Annotated in this window: 12 protein-coding genes; 11 read left to right on the top strand and 1 reads right to left on the bottom strand. The window is 73.5% G+C overall.

The window, feature by feature from the left end; genetic code table 11:
* Nucleotides 1-36: 36 nt before the first annotated feature.
* On the bottom strand, nucleotides 37-813 hold the full coding sequence (locus ABZ659_RS02560; protein WP_360212591.1) for an alpha/beta hydrolase: 777 nt from the start codon (nucleotides 811-813) through the stop codon (nucleotides 37-39).
* 527 nt (nucleotides 814-1,340) lie between these two features.
* Here ABZ659_RS02560 and ABZ659_RS02555 point away from each other — a divergent pair.
* From ABZ659_RS02555 to ABZ659_RS02505, 11 genes are all read left to right on the top strand, one after another.
* A complete protein-coding gene (locus ABZ659_RS02555) occupies nucleotides 1,341-2,309 on the top strand; it encodes a hypothetical protein (protein WP_360212589.1) in 969 nt (322 codons plus the stop codon).
* 936 nt (nucleotides 2,310-3,245) lie between these two features.
* Nucleotides 3,246-4,724, top strand: coding sequence for a sugar transferase (locus tag ABZ659_RS02550; protein WP_360212587.1), 1,479 nt, complete (start codon nucleotides 3,246-3,248; stop codon nucleotides 4,722-4,724).
* A 103-nt stretch (nucleotides 4,725-4,827) separates the two neighbouring features.
* Nucleotides 4,828-6,144: a nucleotide sugar dehydrogenase gene (locus tag ABZ659_RS02545; protein WP_360212585.1), complete on the top strand. Its 1,317-nt coding sequence runs from the start codon at nucleotides 4,828-4,830 to the stop codon at nucleotides 6,142-6,144.
* Complete coding sequence (locus ABZ659_RS02540; RefSeq protein ID WP_360212583.1) at nucleotides 6,134-7,378, top strand: glycosyltransferase family 4 protein; 1,245 nt, start codon at nucleotides 6,134-6,136, stop codon at nucleotides 7,376-7,378. The genes ABZ659_RS02545 and ABZ659_RS02540 overlap by 11 nt, the downstream gene beginning before the upstream one ends.
* The gene (locus ABZ659_RS02535) at nucleotides 7,375-8,745 is read left to right on the top strand and encodes a Wzz/FepE/Etk N-terminal domain-containing protein (RefSeq protein WP_360212581.1); all 1,371 of its coding nucleotides are present in this window, start codon (nucleotides 7,375-7,377) and stop codon (nucleotides 8,743-8,745) included. Before ABZ659_RS02540 ends, ABZ659_RS02535 begins: the two co-directional genes overlap by 4 nt.
* The gene (locus tag ABZ659_RS02530; protein WP_360212579.1) at nucleotides 8,742-10,268 is read left to right on the top strand and encodes a Wzz/FepE/Etk N-terminal domain-containing protein; all 1,527 of its coding nucleotides are present in this window, start codon (nucleotides 8,742-8,744) and stop codon (nucleotides 10,266-10,268) included. Before ABZ659_RS02535 ends, ABZ659_RS02530 begins: the two co-directional genes overlap by 4 nt.
* Nucleotides 10,269-10,271: 3 nt before the next feature.
* On the top strand, nucleotides 10,272-12,206 hold the full coding sequence (asnB, locus tag ABZ659_RS02525) for an asparagine synthase (glutamine-hydrolyzing) (RefSeq protein ID WP_360212577.1): 1,935 nt from the start codon (nucleotides 10,272-10,274) through the stop codon (nucleotides 12,204-12,206).
* Between the two features lie 18 nt (nucleotides 12,207-12,224).
* Nucleotides 12,225-14,396: a bi-domain-containing oxidoreductase gene (locus ABZ659_RS02520; protein WP_360212575.1), complete on the top strand. Its 2,172-nt coding sequence runs from the start codon at nucleotides 12,225-12,227 to the stop codon at nucleotides 14,394-14,396.
* Nucleotides 14,393-16,324 carry an alginate lyase family protein gene (locus ABZ659_RS02515; RefSeq protein ID WP_360212573.1) on the top strand — a complete coding sequence of 644 codons (1,932 nt, stop codon included), beginning with the start codon at nucleotides 14,393-14,395 and terminating at the stop codon, nucleotides 16,322-16,324. Before ABZ659_RS02520 ends, ABZ659_RS02515 begins: the two co-directional genes overlap by 4 nt.
* A gap of 72 nt (nucleotides 16,325-16,396) precedes the next feature.
* The gene (locus ABZ659_RS02510; RefSeq protein WP_360212824.1) at nucleotides 16,397-17,887 is read left to right on the top strand and encodes a right-handed parallel beta-helix repeat-containing protein; all 1,491 of its coding nucleotides are present in this window, start codon (nucleotides 16,397-16,399) and stop codon (nucleotides 17,885-17,887) included.
* 1 nt (nucleotide 17,888) lies between these two features.
* Complete coding sequence (locus tag ABZ659_RS02505; protein ID WP_360212571.1) at nucleotides 17,889-19,121, top strand: O-antigen ligase domain-containing protein; 1,233 nt, start codon at nucleotides 17,889-17,891, stop codon at nucleotides 19,119-19,121.
* Nucleotides 19,122-19,123 lie beyond the last annotated feature (2 nt).

Here is a 19,123-nt window from a genome sequence, read left to right as displayed (position 1 = left end):
GCACCGCTCGGCCGAGGCCGCCGCCCTGTCGCCCCGTCAGGGGGTCCGCGAGGGAGCCGCGGCCCTCAGGTGCCGGGTGAAGAACCGGTTCGCCGCATCCCCGGCGTGCTGTGGGACGCCGGAGTGCCCGCCCATGTTGGCGTGGAGCGTCTTCTCCTCCGACCCGAAGGCGTCGAACAGGTTCAGGGCCGCCTGTCGGTCGTTCCCCTCGTCGTCCCACTGGAGCAGGACGTGCAGCGGGATGGTGACCTGGCGGGCCTCCTCGAACATGACGCGCGGGACGAGGCTCCCCGCGAAGAGACCGGCGGCGGCGATACGCGGCTCCACCACCGCCAGCCGGATGCCGACGGAGATGATCCCGCCGGAGTACCCCACGGGCCCGTCGATCTCGGGCAGTGAGAGAAGCGCGTCCAGGGCGGCCCGCCACTCCGGGACCGCCTCCTCCACGAGCGGGAGGACGAGGGCGTCAACGACCTCGTCGCTGACCGGCTCCCCCGCCTCCATGACCCGGCGCAGCTCGGCACGCGCCTGGTCCAGGGCGGGCCGACGGGGACGGTCACCGCTCCCGGGCAGTTCGATGGTGGCGGAGGCGAACCCCTCCGCCGCCGCGCCCTTGGCCCGTGCCACCAGCCGCGGGTACATCCTGCCCAGCCCCAGCGGAGGGTGGCCGAGCAGGATCAGCGGCACCGGCGCGGACGCGGTCGCGGACGCGGACGCGGACGCGGGCGTCCAGACGATGCCGGGGATCTCGCCGAGGGTGAACTCCCTCTCGCGGACCCCGTCGTCGAGGTGCCGTTCAGAGGTGAAGTGCATGGTCGTACCTTTCGGGAGGCTCAGGAACGGCGCTCCCGGACGACGACCTACCGCCCGACCGTGACTCCAGAGGAGAGCACCCAGGTGAACACGTTCACGGGTACCACCTCCTCGCTCTCTCGCACGGCCACCCGGAAGGTAGCAGGGGGTCGGCATGGCCCGCCAACGGTTTGGGGAGCGTTTGGCTCACCTCGGGTGCGGGGGAGGGTGCGGTGGCCCGGGTCAAATGGGCCACACGCTGCAGCCTTCGGCCGCGAATCCCACCCACCGGGCCCACTTGTCGGGCCGGATGGCGCTGGCCGACCGGTGGGGGACGCCGCCGTACGCGCGCGGCGGAAGGACGGTGTGGGCGGAGTTGGACATCCCGACCGCGGAGGGGGCAACCTTTCGGCGGCCTCGGCGGTCTTGCCATCGATCACAGGGGTGATCGCACTGACGAGGAGACCATCATCACCGCCATACGCAAGACCCTGACCGCCACCGCAGTCGTCGGCGCCGTCCTGGCGGGTTCGGCCGCCTGCGGCACCGTGGAGCAGCTCACCGCCGGGCAGAAGCTCGACGCGGCGTTCGAGGCTCTCGGCCAGGAGAAGTCGCTCTCCTTCGAGCTGGACCTCGACACCGACGCGCGGACCCTGAAGGCGCTGGACGCGTCGTCGGACCCGGAGCCCGGTGACGAGATCCCCGACGAGGTCGCCGACCTGTTCAGTGGCGTGAAGATGAGCGTCACCGTGCAGTCGAAGAAGCCGCTGGAGTCGTCCGAGGAGAAGGACCTCGTCGGGGTCGCCGTGAAGGTGGGCACCGAGGAGGGCGACCTCGTCGAGTACCGGCTCGTCGGGGACGACCTCTACATCCGGACCGACGCCACCACGCTCGGCGAGGCGATGGGCTTCCCGCTGCCGTCGGCGGACGACCTGCCGCCGGAGGCGGACGGCCTGAAGAAGGTGCTCGCGGGTGAGTGGGTGACGCTCGACACCAAGGAGATGGAGGACGCCACCGCGGGGCTCGGGGGCGAGGAGTTCGGGGAGGAGCCCTCGGCGGAGCCGTCGCTGGACGCCAGGACGCAGAAGAAGCTGGTGAAGGCGCTCCGCTCGACCATCGCCCGCGAGGTGGAGTTCCGGACGTCGGAGGGCGACGACGGCGCCGAGCACGTCACCGCCACGGCGCCGTTCCGCACGCTGGTCGCCCAGCTGGTGAACGAGATCGAGCCGCTCGCGGCCAAGTTCCCGCCCGGCATGGAACCGCCCACGGCCAAGGACCTCAAGGACGCCCCGGACGCCGAGGTCACGGCCGACTTCACCCTCAACGACGGCGAGCTGACCGAGGTCTACGTCGACCTCGCCAAGCTGGCCGAGAACGCCGAGGTGAAGAAGCTGGGCCTGAAGGTGAGCTTCGACGACGGCGGCACGGTCACCGCGCCGAGCGGCGCCACCGCGCTGGACATCGAGGACCTGATGGGCGGGTTCGCGGGCGCGATGACGGGTGCCGAGGACTTCTAGACCAGTCCGGGACCAGAGGGAGGGGGCGCGGTCGTGCTGCGAGTGACGGACGCGCACAAGTCGTATCCGTGGTCAGCGCCGAGTAGTCCGCCGTCACCAGCCACCCCGACGCGCCGACGCTCACCCGTCCCGACCCGGGCACCCCGGGCGCGGTGAGCAGCGGCCCGTACGTCGGGAAGCCGGACGCCTTGACCCCACGGCCCCCGAGATCGTCCGGCTGCCAGTAGGCCGCCCGGGCATCGACAGGCTCATAGACCCCGGTGACCGGCACGCGCGCCGCGGGCCCGTCCGGCCGGTCGGTGACGGTCAGCCGGTCGCCGGTCGCGAGCCCGAGCCGCCGCGCGGCAGCACGCGGCACCGCTACCTCGACGGTCCCCGCGTCCCTCGGGAACCGCCCGGCGGTGATCCGCACTTGGGTGCGGTCGAGGGCGGTCCTCGGCCACCGTGCGCTGCTCGGCCAGCGACCGCCGCAGCGCCGCGTCCCCGACCGCGCCCGAGTAGGCGGTGAGCGCGGCCAGCACGGACGTGGTCAGCAGCACGGTCAGCAACGCGGCCCCGAGAAGCGCGCGGTGCACCCACGGGTCCGGGGCGCGCTCCGTGGTCTCCTGGACGACATGGCCACGGTCCTTGTGGAGTCAAGTCTTCCGCGCGCCATATCCGATCAGTGACCCAGTCTCAACCCGCAACACAATTTCCACACATCCCCTCTCCACGACGCCCCCCGATGGTCTAGATTGACCGTGCTTCGGGCGTTCGGACCAAACCGACTGTTAATGATCTTTAGTCGGCGTCGCACGAAGCCAGAGGGAGGGCGGGGCCCTCCAGGGGAGAGGGGAAGGGGGCGGTGCTGCGCGGTGCGGGAGGCGGGGGCCTTCCGGGGGGAGCGAACAGTGTGCAGCGGTATGCGTCGTACCACTGGGGACCTGGGGGGGTTCTGTGCGGCAAGGGGGAACAGTCAGCCCGTTCTCGTCCGCGAACGGACGTCTGGGGAACGGGACAACGAGCCAGCCCGCGAACGACTGGGAACAGCGGTACCGCCGTACCGTGATGGTCAGCGACACCGTCGCCACCGCCTTCGTGGTGGCGGGGATCGGCAACTTCTTCGGCGTGCGGGACGCGGCCAACTGGCATGAGAAGTGGGGCATCCTCGCCTTCGGCACCGAAGTGCTGGTGCTGGGGTCGCTCGCCGTGAGCCGGGCGTGGGCCCCGGCCGTGCTCGGGCAGGGGGCCGAGGAGTTCCGGCGGCTCGGGCGGTCGCTGTTCATGGCGGTCGTCGTGCTCGCGCTCGGCGGGATCGCGCTGACCTCGCGCAACATCAAGCTCTGGATATTCGTCGCGGTGCCGGCGATCGCGCTGGTCACCATGGCGGCCCGGTACGTCCTACGGCTCCGGCTGCACAAGCAGCGCAAGGAGGGGCGGTGCCTGAGACCCGTGCTCGCCGCCGGGAGCCCGGCGACCGTGCGCGACCTGATCAGCCGGACCCGGAAGTTCCCCCATCTGGGGTGGCGGGTCGACGCCGTGTGTACGACCGGAGGGCTCGGGCTCGACGGGGGGCGGCTTGACGGGGTGCCCGTCGTCGGGCGGCTCACCGACGTGGCCCTGCACGTGCGGCGGGACGGGTACCGGGTGGTCGCCGTGACGCCGGATCCGCACTGGTCGCCCGACCGGTTGCAGCGGCTCGCCTGGAACCTTGAGGGCAGTGACGCCGAGATGGTCGTGGCGCCGGTGCTGATGGAGGTGGCCGGGCCCCGGCTGCATGTGGACGCCGTGCTCGGGATTCCGCTGCTGCGGGTGAGTATGCCGACGTTCACCGGGGGGCGGCGGGCGGTCAAGGGGGTGGTGGACCGGCTGGGCGCCGCACTGCTGGTGCTCTTGTTCGCGCCCTTGATGGTGTGCGTCGGGCTGCTCGTCCTGGCGGACAGCCGGGGCGGGATGTTCTACCGCCAGCGCCGGGTCGGCAAGGACGGCCGCGAGTTCACCATGCTGAAGTTCCGCACCATGGTCGTCGGCGCCGACCGGGCCCGTGCCGAGCTGGCCGAACTCAACGAGGGCGCCGGTCCGATGTTCAAGCTCCGCCGGGACCCCCGGGTGACCCGGGTCGGCGGGGTGCTGCGCCGGTACTCGATCGACGAACTGCCGCAGCTGTTCAACGTACTCACCGGGTCGATGTCGCTCGTCGGGCCGCGGCCCCCGTTACCGGAGGAGTGCGCCGCCTACGACCCGGACATCCGGCGGCGGCTGCTGGTCAAGCCCGGACTGACCGGACTGTGGCAGATCAGCGGACGCAGCGACCTGTCCTGGGAGGAGGCGGTCCGGCTGGACCTCCGCTACGTGGAGGACTGGTCGCTCGCCCTGGACACCGTCATCTTGTGGAAGACCCTGCGGGCGGTGCTCTACGGGCAGGGGGCCTACTGATGGGCCGACACAGCCGACAGAGCCGACAGAGCCGACAGGCGCCAATTCACGGTTCCGCGCGGACCGCAGGCCGTACCGGCCTGGCTTGGGGGAGGAACGGGTCATGAAGGTCAGCGTTTTCGGGCTCGGCTACGTGGGCTGCGTGTCAGCCGCGTGCCTGGCCAGCATGGGGCACGACGTCGTGGGGGTGGACGTCAACCAGGTGAAGGTCGACCTGGTCAACGACGGCAAGGCCCCGGTGGTCGAGGAGCGGATCGGCGAGCTGATCGCCGACGTCGTGCGGAGCGGCGCCTTAGTCGCCACCACCGACGTCCGGGAGGCCATCGCGGCGAGCGAGGTGTCGCTGGTCTGCGTGGGGACGCCGTCCGAGCCCAACGGAAGCCTGTGTACGACGTATCTGGAGCGGGTCACCGAGGAGATCGGGGCCGCGCTCGCGGAACGGGGTGGTCGGCACACCGTCGTGTACCGCAGCACCATGCTGCCGGGGACCTGTCTGAACCTGCTGGTGCCGATCCTGGAGAAGGCCGTCGGCGGCACCGCGGGCGTGGAGATCGGGGTCGCCGTCAACCCGGAGTTCCTGCGCGAGGGCACCAGCGTGCGGGACTTCTTCGACCCGCCGAAGACCGTCATCGGGGAGCTGGACCCCGCCAGCGGCGACACCGTGCAGGCGCTGTACGAGGGGGTGCCCGGCGAGGTGTTCCGGGTGTCCGTGCCGACCGCCGAGGCGATCAAGTACGCCGACAACGCCTTCCACGGGTTGAAGATCGGCTTCGCCAACGAGCTGGGCGCGGTGTACCAGGCGCTCGGCGTGGACTCGCACCAGGTGATGGACGTCTTCCTCGCCGACCGCAAGCTGAACATCAGCCCCGCCTACCTGCGGCCCGGGTTCGCCTTCGGCGGCTCCTGCCTGCCCAAGGACCTGCGCAGCCTCGTCCACGCGGCGCGGCGGGCCGACGTGTCGGTGCCGATCCTGTCCCACGTGCTGCCCTCCAACGCCGACCACCTCCAGCGCGCGGTGGAGCTGGTCGAGCGCACCGGCAAACGCCGGGCGGGGCTGTTCGGGCTGTCCTTCAAACCCGGCACCGACGACCTCCGGGAGAGTCCCCTCGTCGAGCTGGCCGAACGGCTCTTCGGCAAGGGGTACGACCTGAAGATCTACGACGCCAACGTCAGCCTGTCCCGGCTGCTCGGCGCCAACCGCGAGTACATCGAGACCCGGCTGCCGCACCTCGCGCAGCTGCTCGCGGACTCCGTCGAGGAGGTGCTGGACCACGCCGAGGTATGCCTGGTCGGCACCAGGGACCCGGCGGTGCTCTCCGCACTGCCGCACGGCGCCACCCCGGTGATCGTCGACCTCATCCGCCTTCCCGACGCCGAAGCGCGCCGGGCCGAACCGGGATACATGGGCCTTGCCTGGTAAAACGCACAGCGACGACCGTCGGGAACGGCGCGCACTGGTCCTCGTGGAGAACCTCTCCGTGCCGTTCGACCGGCGCGTCTGGCAGGAGTGCACCACCCTGCGCGACGCCGGGTGGGAGGTGCACGTCATCTGCCCCCGGGGCACCAAACGGGACACCGAGGCGGAAGCCGTGATCGACGGGGTGCGGATCCACCGCTACCCGTTACACGCGGCGACCGGTGGACCCGCCGGGTACCTGCGGGAGTACGGGGCGGCGCTGTGGCACACCGCCCGGCTGGCCCGCAGGGTCGGCCCGGTCGACGTGGTGCACGCCTGCAACCCGCCCGACCTGCTGTTCCTGCCCGCGCTGTGGCTGAAGCGGCGCGGCGCGCGGTTCGTGTTCGACCAGCACGACCTGGTGCCCGAGCTGTACCTGTCCCGGTTCGACCGCGGCGAGGACCTGCTCTACCGGGCCGTGTGCGCGCTGGAGCGGCGCACCTACCGGGCGGCGGACGTCGTCCTGGCGACGAACGAGAGCTACCGGGACGTCGCGGTGCGCCGCGGCGGCCGTCGGCCGGAGGACGTCTTCGTGGTGCGCAGCGCGCCCGACGTCGAGCGGTTCCACCCGGTGCCGCCGGAGCCGGAGTTGAAGGGCGGCAAGCCCCATCTGCTCTGCTACCTGGGCGTGATGGGTCCGCAGGACGGCGTCGACTACGCCCTGCGGGCGCTGGCGAAGCTGCGGGACGAGGTCGGGCGGACCGACTGGCACGCGGTGTTCGTCGGCGGCGGGGACACCTTCGACGCGATGGTGGAGCTGGCGGGGCGGCTCGGGCTCACCGGGCAGGTGACGTTCACGGGACGGGTCTCGGACGCCGACCTGGCGCGCTACCTGTCCACGGCGGACGTGTGCCTCTCCCCCGACCCGCGCAACCCGCTCAACGACGTGTCGACGATGAACAAGGTCCTGGAGTACATGGTCATGGGGCGGCCGATCGTCTCCTTCGACCTGAAGGAGGCGCGGGTCTCCGCCGGGGACGCCGCCGTCTACGCGCCCGCGAACGACGAGTCCGAGTTCGCCAAGCTGATCGCGGTGCTCCTGGACGACCCGGAGCGGCGGGCCCACATGGGCGAGATCGGCCGGGAGCGGATCAACGGACGGCTGGCCTGGCGGAACTCGCAGGCGGCGCTGCTCGCCGCGTACGCCGCCGTGAGCGACCCCGGACGGCGCCCGACGGGGCGGAGGTCGCGCCGTTGAGCGATGACACGATACGCCTGGCCACCATCGGCCGGATCCTGCGGCGGCGCTGGCGGCTGCTCGCCGTGCTCACCGTGCTGGGCGGCCTCGTCGGCTACGGCGTCTCCGCGGTGTTCCCGCCGCGCTACACCACGTCCGCGTCGGTCCTGCTGCCGGGGGCGTGGGAGGAGCGTGAGCTGCTGACGCAGGCGGAGGTCGCGCGGAGTTCGGTGGTGCTCGACCGCGCCGCGGACACCCTCGGCTGGGCCGGGGTCGACGGCGCCGAGCTGCGGGACCGGGTGACCGCCACGGCCGCCGACGGCAACATCATCAAGATCTCCGGCCGGGCCGACACCCCGGAGCGCGCGCAGCGCCTCTCCGACGTGGTGGCCCAGCAGTTCGTCACCTTCGCCGCGCGGATCGCGGGCGACGACGCCGACGCCGAGGCGGCGGCGCGGCCCGAGGAGCTGCGGCAGCTGGTGGTGCGGACCAGCCGCCGGATCAGCGACCTGGCCGACGCGGCCGCTCCCGGGCAGACCGTGGAGGGCGTGCAGGCCCGCACCGAGCTGGAGAAGCTGCGCACCACGCTCCAGGAGGCCATCGACAAGCTGGAGGACGTCGACCCGGCGAGCATCAAGGCCAACATGGTCGTGATGGGGCCCGCGACCCGCCCGTCCGGCGAGGCGCCGCCGACCCGGACGCAGCTCGTCGTCGCCGGGGCGCTGCTGTTCCTGCTGCTCACGGTCGTCGGGCACCTCACCGCGGCGCGGATGAGCCGTCGGCTGCGTACGGAGCCGGAGATCGCGGAGGCGCTCGGTACGGCGTCGCTGGGCATCGTCGACGTGCCGGACGAGCGGGACGCGCGGCGGGCGGAGGGCGGTGACGCGCGGGCCCGGGTCCGGCGTCTGCTGGGGCTCGACGTCCGGTGGGACACCCCGGCCCCGCGGACGTCCGGCGACGAGGCCAGCCGGCGGATCCGCTACCGGCGGGTGTGCGCCCGCGTCCGGGACCGGCTGCCCGCTCCCCGGCGGCTGCTGGTCGTCGTACCGGAGGGCGACGAGACCGCCCGTGAGGCGGCGCGGCAGCTCGCCGCCGAGGCCGGGAACGATCCGGCGCTGCGGGTGGTGGGGGTTCCGGCCGCCGAGCCGCTGGTGCCGGACCGCGAGGACGAGTCGGGTGCGCTGGTCGTGCTCAGCGCGGGCCAGTGGACCGCCGTGGACCTCACCGGCATCGCCGAGGCGTGCGCGGACGCGGGGCACGAGGTCGTCGGCGTCGTCGTCGCGGGCGCGGTCCGCGCGGCCCGTCCGACGCGGGCTTCGGGCCGTGCGCGGGAGACCGCCACGCTCGCGTTCGCGGTGAGTGGCGACGCGCGGGGAGGTGCGGGGTGACGACGACGGGTACGACGTCGGAGCCGACGTCCGCCACGCCCCTGCTCGACCTGCACGGGCTGGTGGTGTCGGTGCGCCGACGGCGCCGCCTGTGGGCGTCGGTGGCGCTGCTCGGGCTGCTCGTCGGCATGGCGGTGGCCGTGCTGCTGCCGCCCGCGCCGACCGCGGTGACCAAGGTGCTGGTCGCCCACCAGGAGGACCAGCCCAACGACCCCGGCACGCTGATCCGCACCGACGTGGCGCTGCTGCACACCACGCGCATCGCCGACGCCGCCCTGCGGTCCCTCGGCGAGACCGGCGTCAGCGCCGAGGACTTCATGGCGGAGTACGAGGGTCTGGGGCTGACCAACAACCTGCTCCAGATCACCGTGACCGGGGACAGCGACGCGCAGGCGGTGGCCCGCGCGCGGGCGGTCGCGGACGCGTTCGTCGCGGACCACGTGCGGCGGATCCGGCAGGCCGCCAGCGCCGAGGCGAAGACGCTGCTGGAGCAGCGGGACCGGATGCGGGACGAACTCGCCCAGGTCAACGAGGCGATCGGGGACGGGGCGACACCGCTGAACGACCCGAAGGCGTCCGCGGACATGGAGTCGCTGTTCGCCCGCCGCGCCGAACTCACCTCCCGCATCACCGACTTCGACCAGCGGGCCGCCGACGCCCGCGTCGGCACGCCGCAGCTCATCGCGGGCACGCAGATCGTGGACGAGCCGCGCGCGCTGACGAACTCCGTGCCGCGGAACGCCGCCACCAACGGCGCGATCGGCTGCGTCCTCGGCCTCGTCGTCGGGCTCGCGCTGGCCGCGGTCGGCACGGTGGTCGCGGACCGGCCGGTGCTGCGCCGGGACATCGCGGCGCACCTGGGCGCCTCCGTGCTCGCCGAACTGCCGCGCGGCGGGGGCGGGTTGTGGCGGCGTCGGCGGACCCGGGCGGCCCGCAAGCGGCTCACCACGACCCTGGCGCGCGCGGTACGGGGCTCCGTGGAGCCGGTGTCGCTGCTGGAGCTGGGCTGCGCCCGCGCCACCAGCGGGATCGCCCTGGACCTCGCCGGGGCGCTGACGGCGGACGGGCCGGTGGCCGTCGTCGACGGGCTGCCGGGGCCGCACCTCGCGCGGTACCGCCCGAAGCCGGGCGGGCCGACCGTGGTGGGCGGTGACCGGGCCGCGACCGTCGCGGAGGACATCAGGATCGGCGTCGGCTCGGTGGCGCCCGGCACGGCCTGGACCGACCTGCGGTACCTCGGCACCCAGAGCGTGCTGGTGGTGCGCGCCGGGCACGGCAGCGCCGCCTGGCTGCACACCGTGGCGCGGCAACTCGCCGACCAGCGGATACCGGTGCTCGGCGTGGTGCTGATCGACCCCGACCCACGGGACCGGACCGACGGCACCCTGTGGGACGGGCTGCACACCGCGCTGCGCGGCCACACCGAGTGGCTGGCCCGGCAGAACGGGACCGGACGACGGCGTACGGAGCGACAGCCGATGTGGGCGGCTGGGGTCCCGGACAGCGACCAGGAGGCGCGGTAGGACATGTGTGGCATCGCAGGCACGTACCGGTGGCCGGACGGCAAGGCCGTCACCGACCGGCTCACCGACACCCTCGCCCACCGCGGCCCGGACGGCGCGGGGCGGTACAGCCATCCCGTCGGGGACGGCGAGGTGCACCTGGGGCACCGGCGGCTGGCCATCATCGACCTGTCGGAGACCGGCGCCCAGCCGATGGTCTCCGACGGCCTGGTCCTGACGTACAACGGCGAGCTGTACAACGCGCCCGAGCTGCGGGCCGAGCTGGCGGCGGCCGGGGTGCGGTTCCGCGGTACCTCCGACACGGAGGTGCTGCTTGAGGCGTGGCGGCGCTGGGGCACGGACTGTCTGCCCCGGCTGCGCGGCATGTTCGCGTTCGGCGTCTTCGACGAGCGCACGGGTGAGCTGGTGCTCGCCCGGGACCAGCTCGGCGTCAAGCCGCTGTTCCTGCTGCGGCGCGGTCCGGGCCTGGTGTTCGCGTCCGAGCTGAAGGCGCTCGCCGCGGTGACCGGCGGCTCCCTTGAGGTGGACCACGCGGCGCTGGTGGCGTCGCTGCTGTACTACTGGGTGCCGGACTCGCGGTGCGCGTTCCGGGAGGCGGAGAAGCTGCCGCCGGGGAGCTGGCTGCGGCTGCGGCCGGACGGCCGGGTGGAGCGCGGACGCTACTGGGACCTGCGGGACGTCGCCGCCGAGGGCCGCGAGCGGGCGCTGAGCGGGGACCTGCCGGACATCGCCGCCGTCGTGGAGGAGTCGACGCGGGCGCACCTGCTCTCCGACGTGCCCGTGGCGACGTTCCTCTCCGGCGGTCTCGACTCCAGCTATCTGACGGCGCTGGCCGCCCGCGACCGGCCCGGGATCTCCGCGTACACCATCGGGTTCCGCGCCGAGGACGCCCGGTTCGAGGCGATGCCGGACGACCTGCGGTACGCCCGGCAGGTCGCGGAGCGGTTCGGCGTCGACCTGAGGGAGATCGAGATCGCGCCGAACGTGCTCGACCTGCTGCCGGAGATGACGTACCACCTGGACGAGCCGATCGGTGACCCGGCCGCGATCAACACGTTCCTGATCTGCTCGGCCGCCCGGGAGGCCGGGGTGAAGGTGATGCTGTCGGGGATGGGCGCGGACGAGCTGTTCGCCGGGTACCGCAAGCACCTGGCCAACCTGCTCGCGCTGCGCTACCAGCGCGTCCCGCGGCCCCTGCGGCGCGGGCTGCACGCGGCCGTGGACCGGCTGCCGGTCGCCTCGGCCCGCCGCGGGTACCGGTCGGTGCGGTTCGCGAAGCGGTTCCTGTCCTTCGCCGACCTGCCGGAGGAGACCGCGTTCCGGCGCAGCTACACCATGTACGACCGCGGTGAGCTGCTCGCCCTGCTCGACCCGGACCTGGCGGGGACGGTGGAGGACGTGCTGACCGAGCACGCGGACGTCTACCGGGACAACGCCCTGGACGACTTCGTCAACCGGATGTGCCTGGCCGACGCGCGCATGTTCCTGCCGGGCCTCAACCTCACGTACACCGACCGGTCGAGCATGGCCGCGTCGACGGAGGTGCGGGTGCCGTACGTGGACGTCGAGGTGGTCAGGGCGGCGTTCGCGGTGCCCGGTGACCGCAAGATCGTCGGACGGCAGGGGAAGGCCGTACTGAAGGAGGCGGCGACGTCCGTGCTGCCCCGGGAGATCGTGTACCGGCCCAAGGGCCTGTTCAGCGCGCCGCTGCGGGCGTGGATGAGCCGGGACCTCGCGCCGCTGGTGCGCGAGGTGGTCAACGACGGCGTCCTGGTCAGCTCCGGGCTGCTGCGCCGGGACGTCCTGAAGCGGCTGGTCGCCGAGGACGCCGCCGGGCAGCGGGACTTCTCCAAGCATCTGTGGCACGTGCTGACGCTCGAGTACTGGTACCGCGGCGCGACCTCCGGGTCCGGCCAGAACGCTCACTTGGCTGCGTAGGGAACTTAGGGGACTTCGGTGAAACAGGTCGTGCAGAACTACAAGAGCGGCGAGCTGGCGCTGCTCGACGTGCCGGTGCCGGGGTGCAAGCCCGGCGGTGTGCTGGTGCGCAGCGCCTACTCGCTGATCTCCACCGGCACCGAGCTGATGAAGGTGTCCGAGGCGGGCATGTCGATGCTGGGCAAGGCCCGTTCGCGGCCGGACCAGGTGGCCAAGGTGCTGCAGAGCGTCGCCACCAACGGGGTGCCCGCCACGTACCGCAAGGTGATGGGCAAGCTGGACTCGTACACGCCGCTGGGCTACTCGCTGTGCGGGGTGGTCGAGCAGGTCGGCGCCGGGATCGACGACGTGGCGGTGGGCGACCTGGTGGCCTGCGCGGGCAACGAGCACGCGCTGCACGCCGAGCTGAACTGGGTGCCGAGGAACCTGTACGCCCCGGTGCCGGACGGTCTCGCGCCCCCGCACGCGGCCTTCGGCACGGTCGGGTCGATCGCGTTGCAGGGCGTCCGCCAGGGCGAGCCGCAGCTCGGCGAGGTGGCGCTGGTCATCGGGCTCGGGCTGATCGGGCAGCTGGTGGCGCAGTTGCTGACCGCGTCGGGCGTCCGGGTCGTCGGCGTCGACCCCGACCCGGTCCGCTGCGAGCTGGCCGAGCGGCTGGGCGCGGCGGCGACCGGGGATCCCGGCTCGTCGGCGGTGGCGGGCGCGGTCGCGGACCTCACCGGCGGGCACGGCGTGGACCAGGTGTACCTGGCGGCCGGTGGCGGCAGCAACCAGCCGGTGGAGCTGGCGGCGCGGCTGAGCCGGGACCGGGGCCGGGTCGTCGACATCGGCAAGTGCCGTCTGGACCTGCCGTGGAACGCGTACTACGAGAAGGAGCTGGACGTCCGCTTCTCCCGCAGCTACGGCCCCGGCCGCTACGACCCGGAGTACGAACTCCAGGGGCGGGACTACCCGATCGGCTACGTCCGCTGGACCGAGCGCCGCAACCTGGCGTGCTTCCTCGACCTGGTCGCCCGGGGCCGGGTGGACGTGGACCCGCTGGTCTCGCACATCGCCGACTTCGACGACGCCGTGGAGACGTACCAGAGCCTGAAGGACGGCGGTCTGAAGGCCGTGGCGGTGCTGTTCCGGTACCCCGGCCAGCAGCGGGAGCCGGAGACGCCGTCGGTGGCCGTGCCCGCGGCGAAGGTGACACCGCGTCCGGCGCGGGCCGTCGCCGGGCCGGTGCGGCTGGCGTTCGTCGGCGCGGGGAACTACGCGACGTCGATGCTGCTGCCGCACCTGACCGGGCGGGACGGCGTCGAGCTGTCGACGGTGGTCACCACGACGGCGCTGTCCGGCGCCAACGCCCAGCGGAAGTTCGGCTTCCGCGACGCGACCACCGACCTGGACGCCGTCCTCGGGGACGACTCCGTCGACGCGGTGTTCGTCGTCACCCGGCACAGCTCGCACGCGGAGCTGACCCGCAGGGCGCTGCTGGCGGGCAAGGCGGTGTTCGTGGAGAAGCCGCTGGCGCTCACCGGGGACGAGCTGGCCGGGGTCCTCGAAGCGGTCGAGGAGTCCGGCAACGACCGGCTCCAGGTGGGCTTCAACCGGCGGTTCGCGCCGCTGCTGACGGAGGCCAGGGCACGGTTCGGCGCCCGGTCCGGCCCGGCGAACCTGCGCTACCTGGTCAACGCGGGCCGTCTCGACCACGGCAGCTGGTACCTCCAGCAGGGCACCGAGGGCTCCCGCTTCGAGGGCGAGGGCGGGCACTTCGTCGACACCGCGAGCTGGCTGCTCGGCGCCGACCCGGAGTCGGTGTACGCGGTGACCGCGCCCGGCGGCGAGGACCTCCAGGTCGTGCTGCGCTACCCGGGCGGCTCCACCGCCACCCTCAGCTATGTCACCAGCGGCCCGTCCGCGTTCCCCAAGGAGACCCTCGACCTGGTCGCGGACGGCCGGGCGCTGCGGCTCGACGACTTCGTGCGCGCCTCGGTGTACGGGCGTAAGCGGTGGGTCAGTTCGCGGCTGCCGAAGGCTCGGGACAAGGGCCAGCGGGCCGAGCTGGACGCGTTCCTGACGGCCGTGCGGACCGGTGGGCCGATGCCGGTGCCGCTGGCGTCGCTGGTCGCCACCACGGCGGCCACCCTCGCGGTGCGGGCCAGTCTGGCCAGCGGGGCGCCGGTGACGCTGGCGGGCCCGCGATGACGATGGGCGCGGGCTGGTACCTGCGGCGCCTTTCGGCGATGGGGCCGCGGGAGGTCGGCGGCCGGGTCGGGGACGCGGTGCGCCGACGGCGGTGGCGGTCGGCGCGGCCGGACGTCCCGGCCGTGACCGGCGCCCGCTTCACCGCCGTCCTGCCCGCGGGGACGCTCGCCGCGGTGCCGCCGGACGCCGCGGAGCGGCTGGTCGCCGAGGCGGACCAGCTGCTCGCCGGGCACGCCGCGTTCTTCGGCGTGGCCCGCGCCGACCTGGCCGACCCGGACTGGTCGTACGACCCGAAGACCGGGCGGCGGACGCCGGACGGGTACGCCTTCGACGTGCCGTACCGGGACGAGGACGCGGTCGGGGACATCAAGCAGATCTGGGAGCTGTCCCGGCACCAGTACCTGACCGTGCTCGCCGCCGCCTACGCGGTCACCGGGAACGAGCGGTACGCCGAGCGGGTGGCGGCGCACCTGCGGTCGTGGTGGGCGGCCAACCCGCCGCTGCGCGGGGCGCACTGGACCAGCGGCATCGAGCTGGGGATCCGGCTGCTGTCGTGGGTGTGGACGCGTCGGCTGCTCGACGGCTGGCCGGGCGCGGGCGGGCTGTTCGAGGACAACCCGGTGGCGCGGGAGCAGCTCTGGCACCACCAGCGGTGGCTGGCCGCGTTCCCGTCCCGGGGTTCGTCGGCGAACAACCACGTCATCGCGGAGACGGCCGGGCAGTTCGCGGCGGCGTGCGCGTTCGGGTGGTTCCCGGAGTCGGCGCGGTGGCGGTCCGACGCGCTGCGGTCGCTGACCCGGCACCTGGACGCCAACACCTTCGGCTCGGGGCTCAACCGGGAGCTGGCCACCGAGTACCACGGGCTGGTGCTGGAGCTGGGCCTGGCCGCACTGGCCGAGGCGGACACGGCGGGCGTGCCGGTACCGGCGGCCCTCCGGGGGACGCTGCTGCGGATGACCGACGCGCTCGCCGCCGTCGTCGACAACCGGCTGCGCCCGCCGCGGCAGGGCGACGCGGACGACGGGCACGGGCTGGTGGTGGACGGCGCGGGCACCGACCGCTGGGGCTCGCTGCTGGCCACCGGCGACGCCGTGTTCGGCCGCCTCGACTGGTGGCCGAAGGTGCCGGGCACCGATGTGCGCACCGGGCTGTTGGCCGCGCTGATCCGGCCCGCGGAGCCGTCCGTGGCCCGCCCGGCGCGGCGGCCGGGGCACTTCGCGTACGCCGGGATGACCATTCTGCGGGGGCCCGGCGAGATCTGGTGCCGGTGCGACGGCGGCCCGCACGGGTTCCTGTCCATCGCCGCGCACGCGCACGCCGACGCGCTGTCGATCGAGGTGCGGCACGACGGCGTCGACGTGCTCGCCGACCCGGGGACGTACTGCTACCACGGGCAGCCCGAGTGGCGGCGGTACTTCCGCTCCACCCTCGGCCACAACACCCTGGAGCTGGACGGCACCGACCAGTCCGGCTCCGGCGGCCCGTTCCTGTGGACCCGGCACGCGGGCAGCCGCGTCCTGACCGCGGACGACACCCGCTGGTGCGCCGAGCACGACGGCTACCGTCCCACGACGCACCGCCGCCGGGTGGAGCTGTCGGCCGCGGACCGCCGGCTGCGGGTGGTCGACGAGGTCCGCGGCGGCCCGCGGCGGGCCGTACGCCTGGCGTTCCACCTGGGCCCGGCCGTCACCGCGGAGCTGGCCGGGCACCGGGCGCGGCTCACCTGGACCCGGGACGGCGAGGACCGCTCCGCCACCCTCGACCTGCCCGAGGGGCTCGACTGGCGGGCGCACCGCGGTGAGACCGGGCCGCCGCTGGGCTGGTACTCCCCCGGCTTCGGACGCCGGGAGCCCGCCACCACGCTGGTCGGCACCGGAGACGCCGACGGCACCCGGGAGTTCACCACCGTGCTCGGGTTCGGCGGCTAGGGCAGAGCGGCGAGCAGCGAAAGCCGAGAGGGGAGGGAAGGCGTGGGGACGACCAAGTGGCGGGGTCGGGCGGTGCGCGTGGTGCCGCTGGCGCTGGTGCTCGCGGTGACCGGCTGTGAGGGTTCGTCGGGCCCGCGGGCGAAGCCGGCCACCGCGCCGACCACACCGGTGGCCCGGGTGTGCGACCGGCCCGCGGCCGGACCGGCGAAGGCGCCCGCGGGCGCGGTGCCGGTGGATCCCGCGGTCCCCGGCGACCTGGCCGACCAGACCAGGAGCCACCCGCCGGGCACCACGTTCTGGCTCCGCCCCGGCACCCACCGGCTCGCCCCGGACCGCTACGCCCAGGTCGTCCCGAAGCGCGGGAACACCTACCTCGGCGCGCCCGGCGCGGTGCTCGACGGCCGGAAGACCAACCAGTACGCGTTCGGCGGCACCGCCCCCGGCGTCACCCTGCGCCATCTGACGGTGCAGGGGTTCGTCGCCCCGCACAACGAGGGCGTCGTCAACCACGACTCCGCCGACGGGTGGGTGATCGAGCACGCGACGATCCAGCACAACTCCGGCGCCGGGCTGATGGCCGGGGCCCGGCAGCGGGTCCGCGCCAGCTGTCTGCGCGGCAACGGCCAGTACGCCATCAACGCGTACAAGGGCGGCGGCCGGATCACCGGTCTGGTCGTCGAGGGCAACGAGATCGTCGGCAACAGCACCGGCGACTGGGAGCGGCGGCGGCCGGGCTGCGGCTGCACCGGGGGTGCCAAGTTCTGGGCCGTCGACGGCGCCGACATCGTCGGCAACTGGGTGCACGACAACCGCGGGGCCGGGCTCTGGGCGGACACCAACAACAACGACTTCCGCATCGAGGGCAACGTGCTGGAGGACAACGACGGCGCCGCGCTGATCTACGAGACCAGCTACAACGCGGTCATCCGCGAGAACACCATCCGGCGGAACAACTGGGTCGAGGGCCGCCGGTACGCCGACAAGGGCGACACCTTCCCGTTCGCGACGGTCTACCTGTCCGAGTCCGGCGGCGAGCCCCGGGTCCCGGCCCGCACGGACCGGATCGAGGTCTACCGGAACGTGCTGGAGAACAACTGGTCCGGGATCACCCTGTGGGAGAACGCCGACCGGTTCTGCAACAGCCCCGCCAACACGTCCTCCGGCGCCTGCACGTTACTGGTGAGGGACACCGGCCGGTGCAGGCAGCCGGATATCGGGAGCGCGCCGCTGTACGCCGACTGCCGGTGGCGTACCCAGCGGGTGGACATCCACCACAACCGCTTCGTCCTGGACAAGGCCGTCGTCGACTGCACGGTGAAGTGCGACCGGATGGCGGTGCTGGCCAACTACGGCACCTACCCGGACTGGTCGCCGTACCAGGGCGACACGGTGGCCCGGGCGATCACGCGCACCCAGCACAACCGCTGGCACCACAACGTGTACGTCGGCCCGTGGAGGTTCGTCGTCCAGGACCCGAGCCGGATCCTCGACTCCTGGCAGTGGCAGGGCCCGCCGTACCAGCAGGACGCGGGCAGCACCTTCCGCGCGCGGGAGGGGGGTTGACATGGCGTCCGACAACCACCCGAAGGTCGTCGGGGCGGTGTGGGGACTGCTCGTCCTCAACACGCTCGGCTCGGCGGGGGCGAAGACCATCGTCCCGCTGCCCCGCTCCCTGATCCAGATGGTCACCATGGGCTCGCTGGTCGCCGCGTTCGCGCTGGCCCTCGCGGTCAACCCGCGGCTGCGGATCCGGCCCAGCGCCTACGTGTTCCTGCTGACGCTGCTGCTGGTGCCGAGCGTGATCTCCAGCGCCGACCTGGAGAACGGGTTCGGCGCGCTGTTCCGGTGCTTCCGGCTGGCCCTGTTCGTGGGCACGCTGTGGCTGCTCGGCCGCTGGTGGGACGGCGGCCTGGCCTTCGTACGGCACCACGTCCGGATGTACTTCGCGGTGCTCGGGTCGGTCGCCGCGGGCCTGGCCATCTCGCCGGGCGCGGCGCTGCCCGACCTGTACGGCGGGCGGCTGGTCGGCGCGCTGTGGCCGCTGACGCCGCCGCAGATCGGCCAGTACGCCGCGGTGATCACCGGGCTGACGGCGCTGCTGCTGCTCGGCCGCCGCACCGACCGGGTCAGCGCGGCGGTGGTGATCGTGCCCTCGCTGGTCCTGCTCGCGCTGACGCACACCCGCACGGCGACGGTCGGGCTGCTCGTCGGGCTGACGCTGGCGGTGTTCTCGCTGGTGCTGACCAGCGCCGCCGCGCGCCGGTTCTTCGTGTGGGCGGTGGCGGGCGCCACCGTGGTCGCGGTCGGGTTCGGCTCGCTGCTCCAGGCGTGGTTCCTGCGCGGGCAGAGCCAGGAGAACTTCACCAGCCTCACCGGCCGGGCCAAGGTGTGGAACGCGCTGCTGGCGGCGCCCCGGACGACGTCGGAGTACCTGTTCGGCGCGGGCCTGGGCGACAAGTCGTTCGGCGGGCTGCCGATCGACAACAGCTGGCTGGCCGTCTACCACGAGCAGGGCTGGACGGGCGTCACCCTGGTCGCGGCCCTCATCCTCGTCCTCGGCGCGGTGGCGCTGCTGCGTCCGCCGTCGCTGTCGCGGGCCTGCGCGATCTTCCTGATCAGCTACTGCGGGATCGCGTCGTACACGGAGGCCGGACTTGGCGACGCCTCGCCGTACCTGCTGCACCTGGCGGTGGCCGCGTCGCTGCTCGCGGCGCCCGCCGCGGACACCGCCCCGGCGGCGCCCGCCGCCACCCGGCGGCGCGCCCCGCGCTGGGCCCGCAGAACGGAGCTGACCTGACC

Source organism: Streptomyces sp. NPDC006997 (assembly GCF_040635175.1).
GTDB lineage: Bacteria > Actinomycetota > Actinomycetes > Streptomycetales > Streptomycetaceae > Streptomyces.
This window is presented reverse-complemented; position numbering and strand designations above follow the sequence as displayed.

What these genes read in the sequence shown, in the direction of transcription:
- ABZ659_RS02515 (WP_360212573.1), top strand. Translation starts at nt 14,393, where the DNA reads ATGACGATGGGCGCGGGCTGGTACCTGCGGCGCCTTTCGGCGATGGGG.
- asnB (WP_360212577.1), top strand. Translation starts at nt 10,272, where the DNA reads ATGTGTGGCATCGCAGGCACGTACCGGTGGCCGGACGGCAAGGCCGTC.
- ABZ659_RS02545 (WP_360212585.1), top strand. Translation starts at nt 4,828, where the DNA reads ATGAAGGTCAGCGTTTTCGGGCTCGGCTACGTGGGCTGCGTGTCAGCC.
- ABZ659_RS02560 (WP_360212591.1), bottom strand. Translation starts at nt 813, where the DNA reads ATGCACTTCACCTCTGAACGGCACCTCGACGACGGGGTCCGCGAGAGG.
- ABZ659_RS02505 (WP_360212571.1), top strand. Translation starts at nt 17,889, where the DNA reads ATGGCGTCCGACAACCACCCGAAGGTCGTCGGGGCGGTGTGGGGACTG.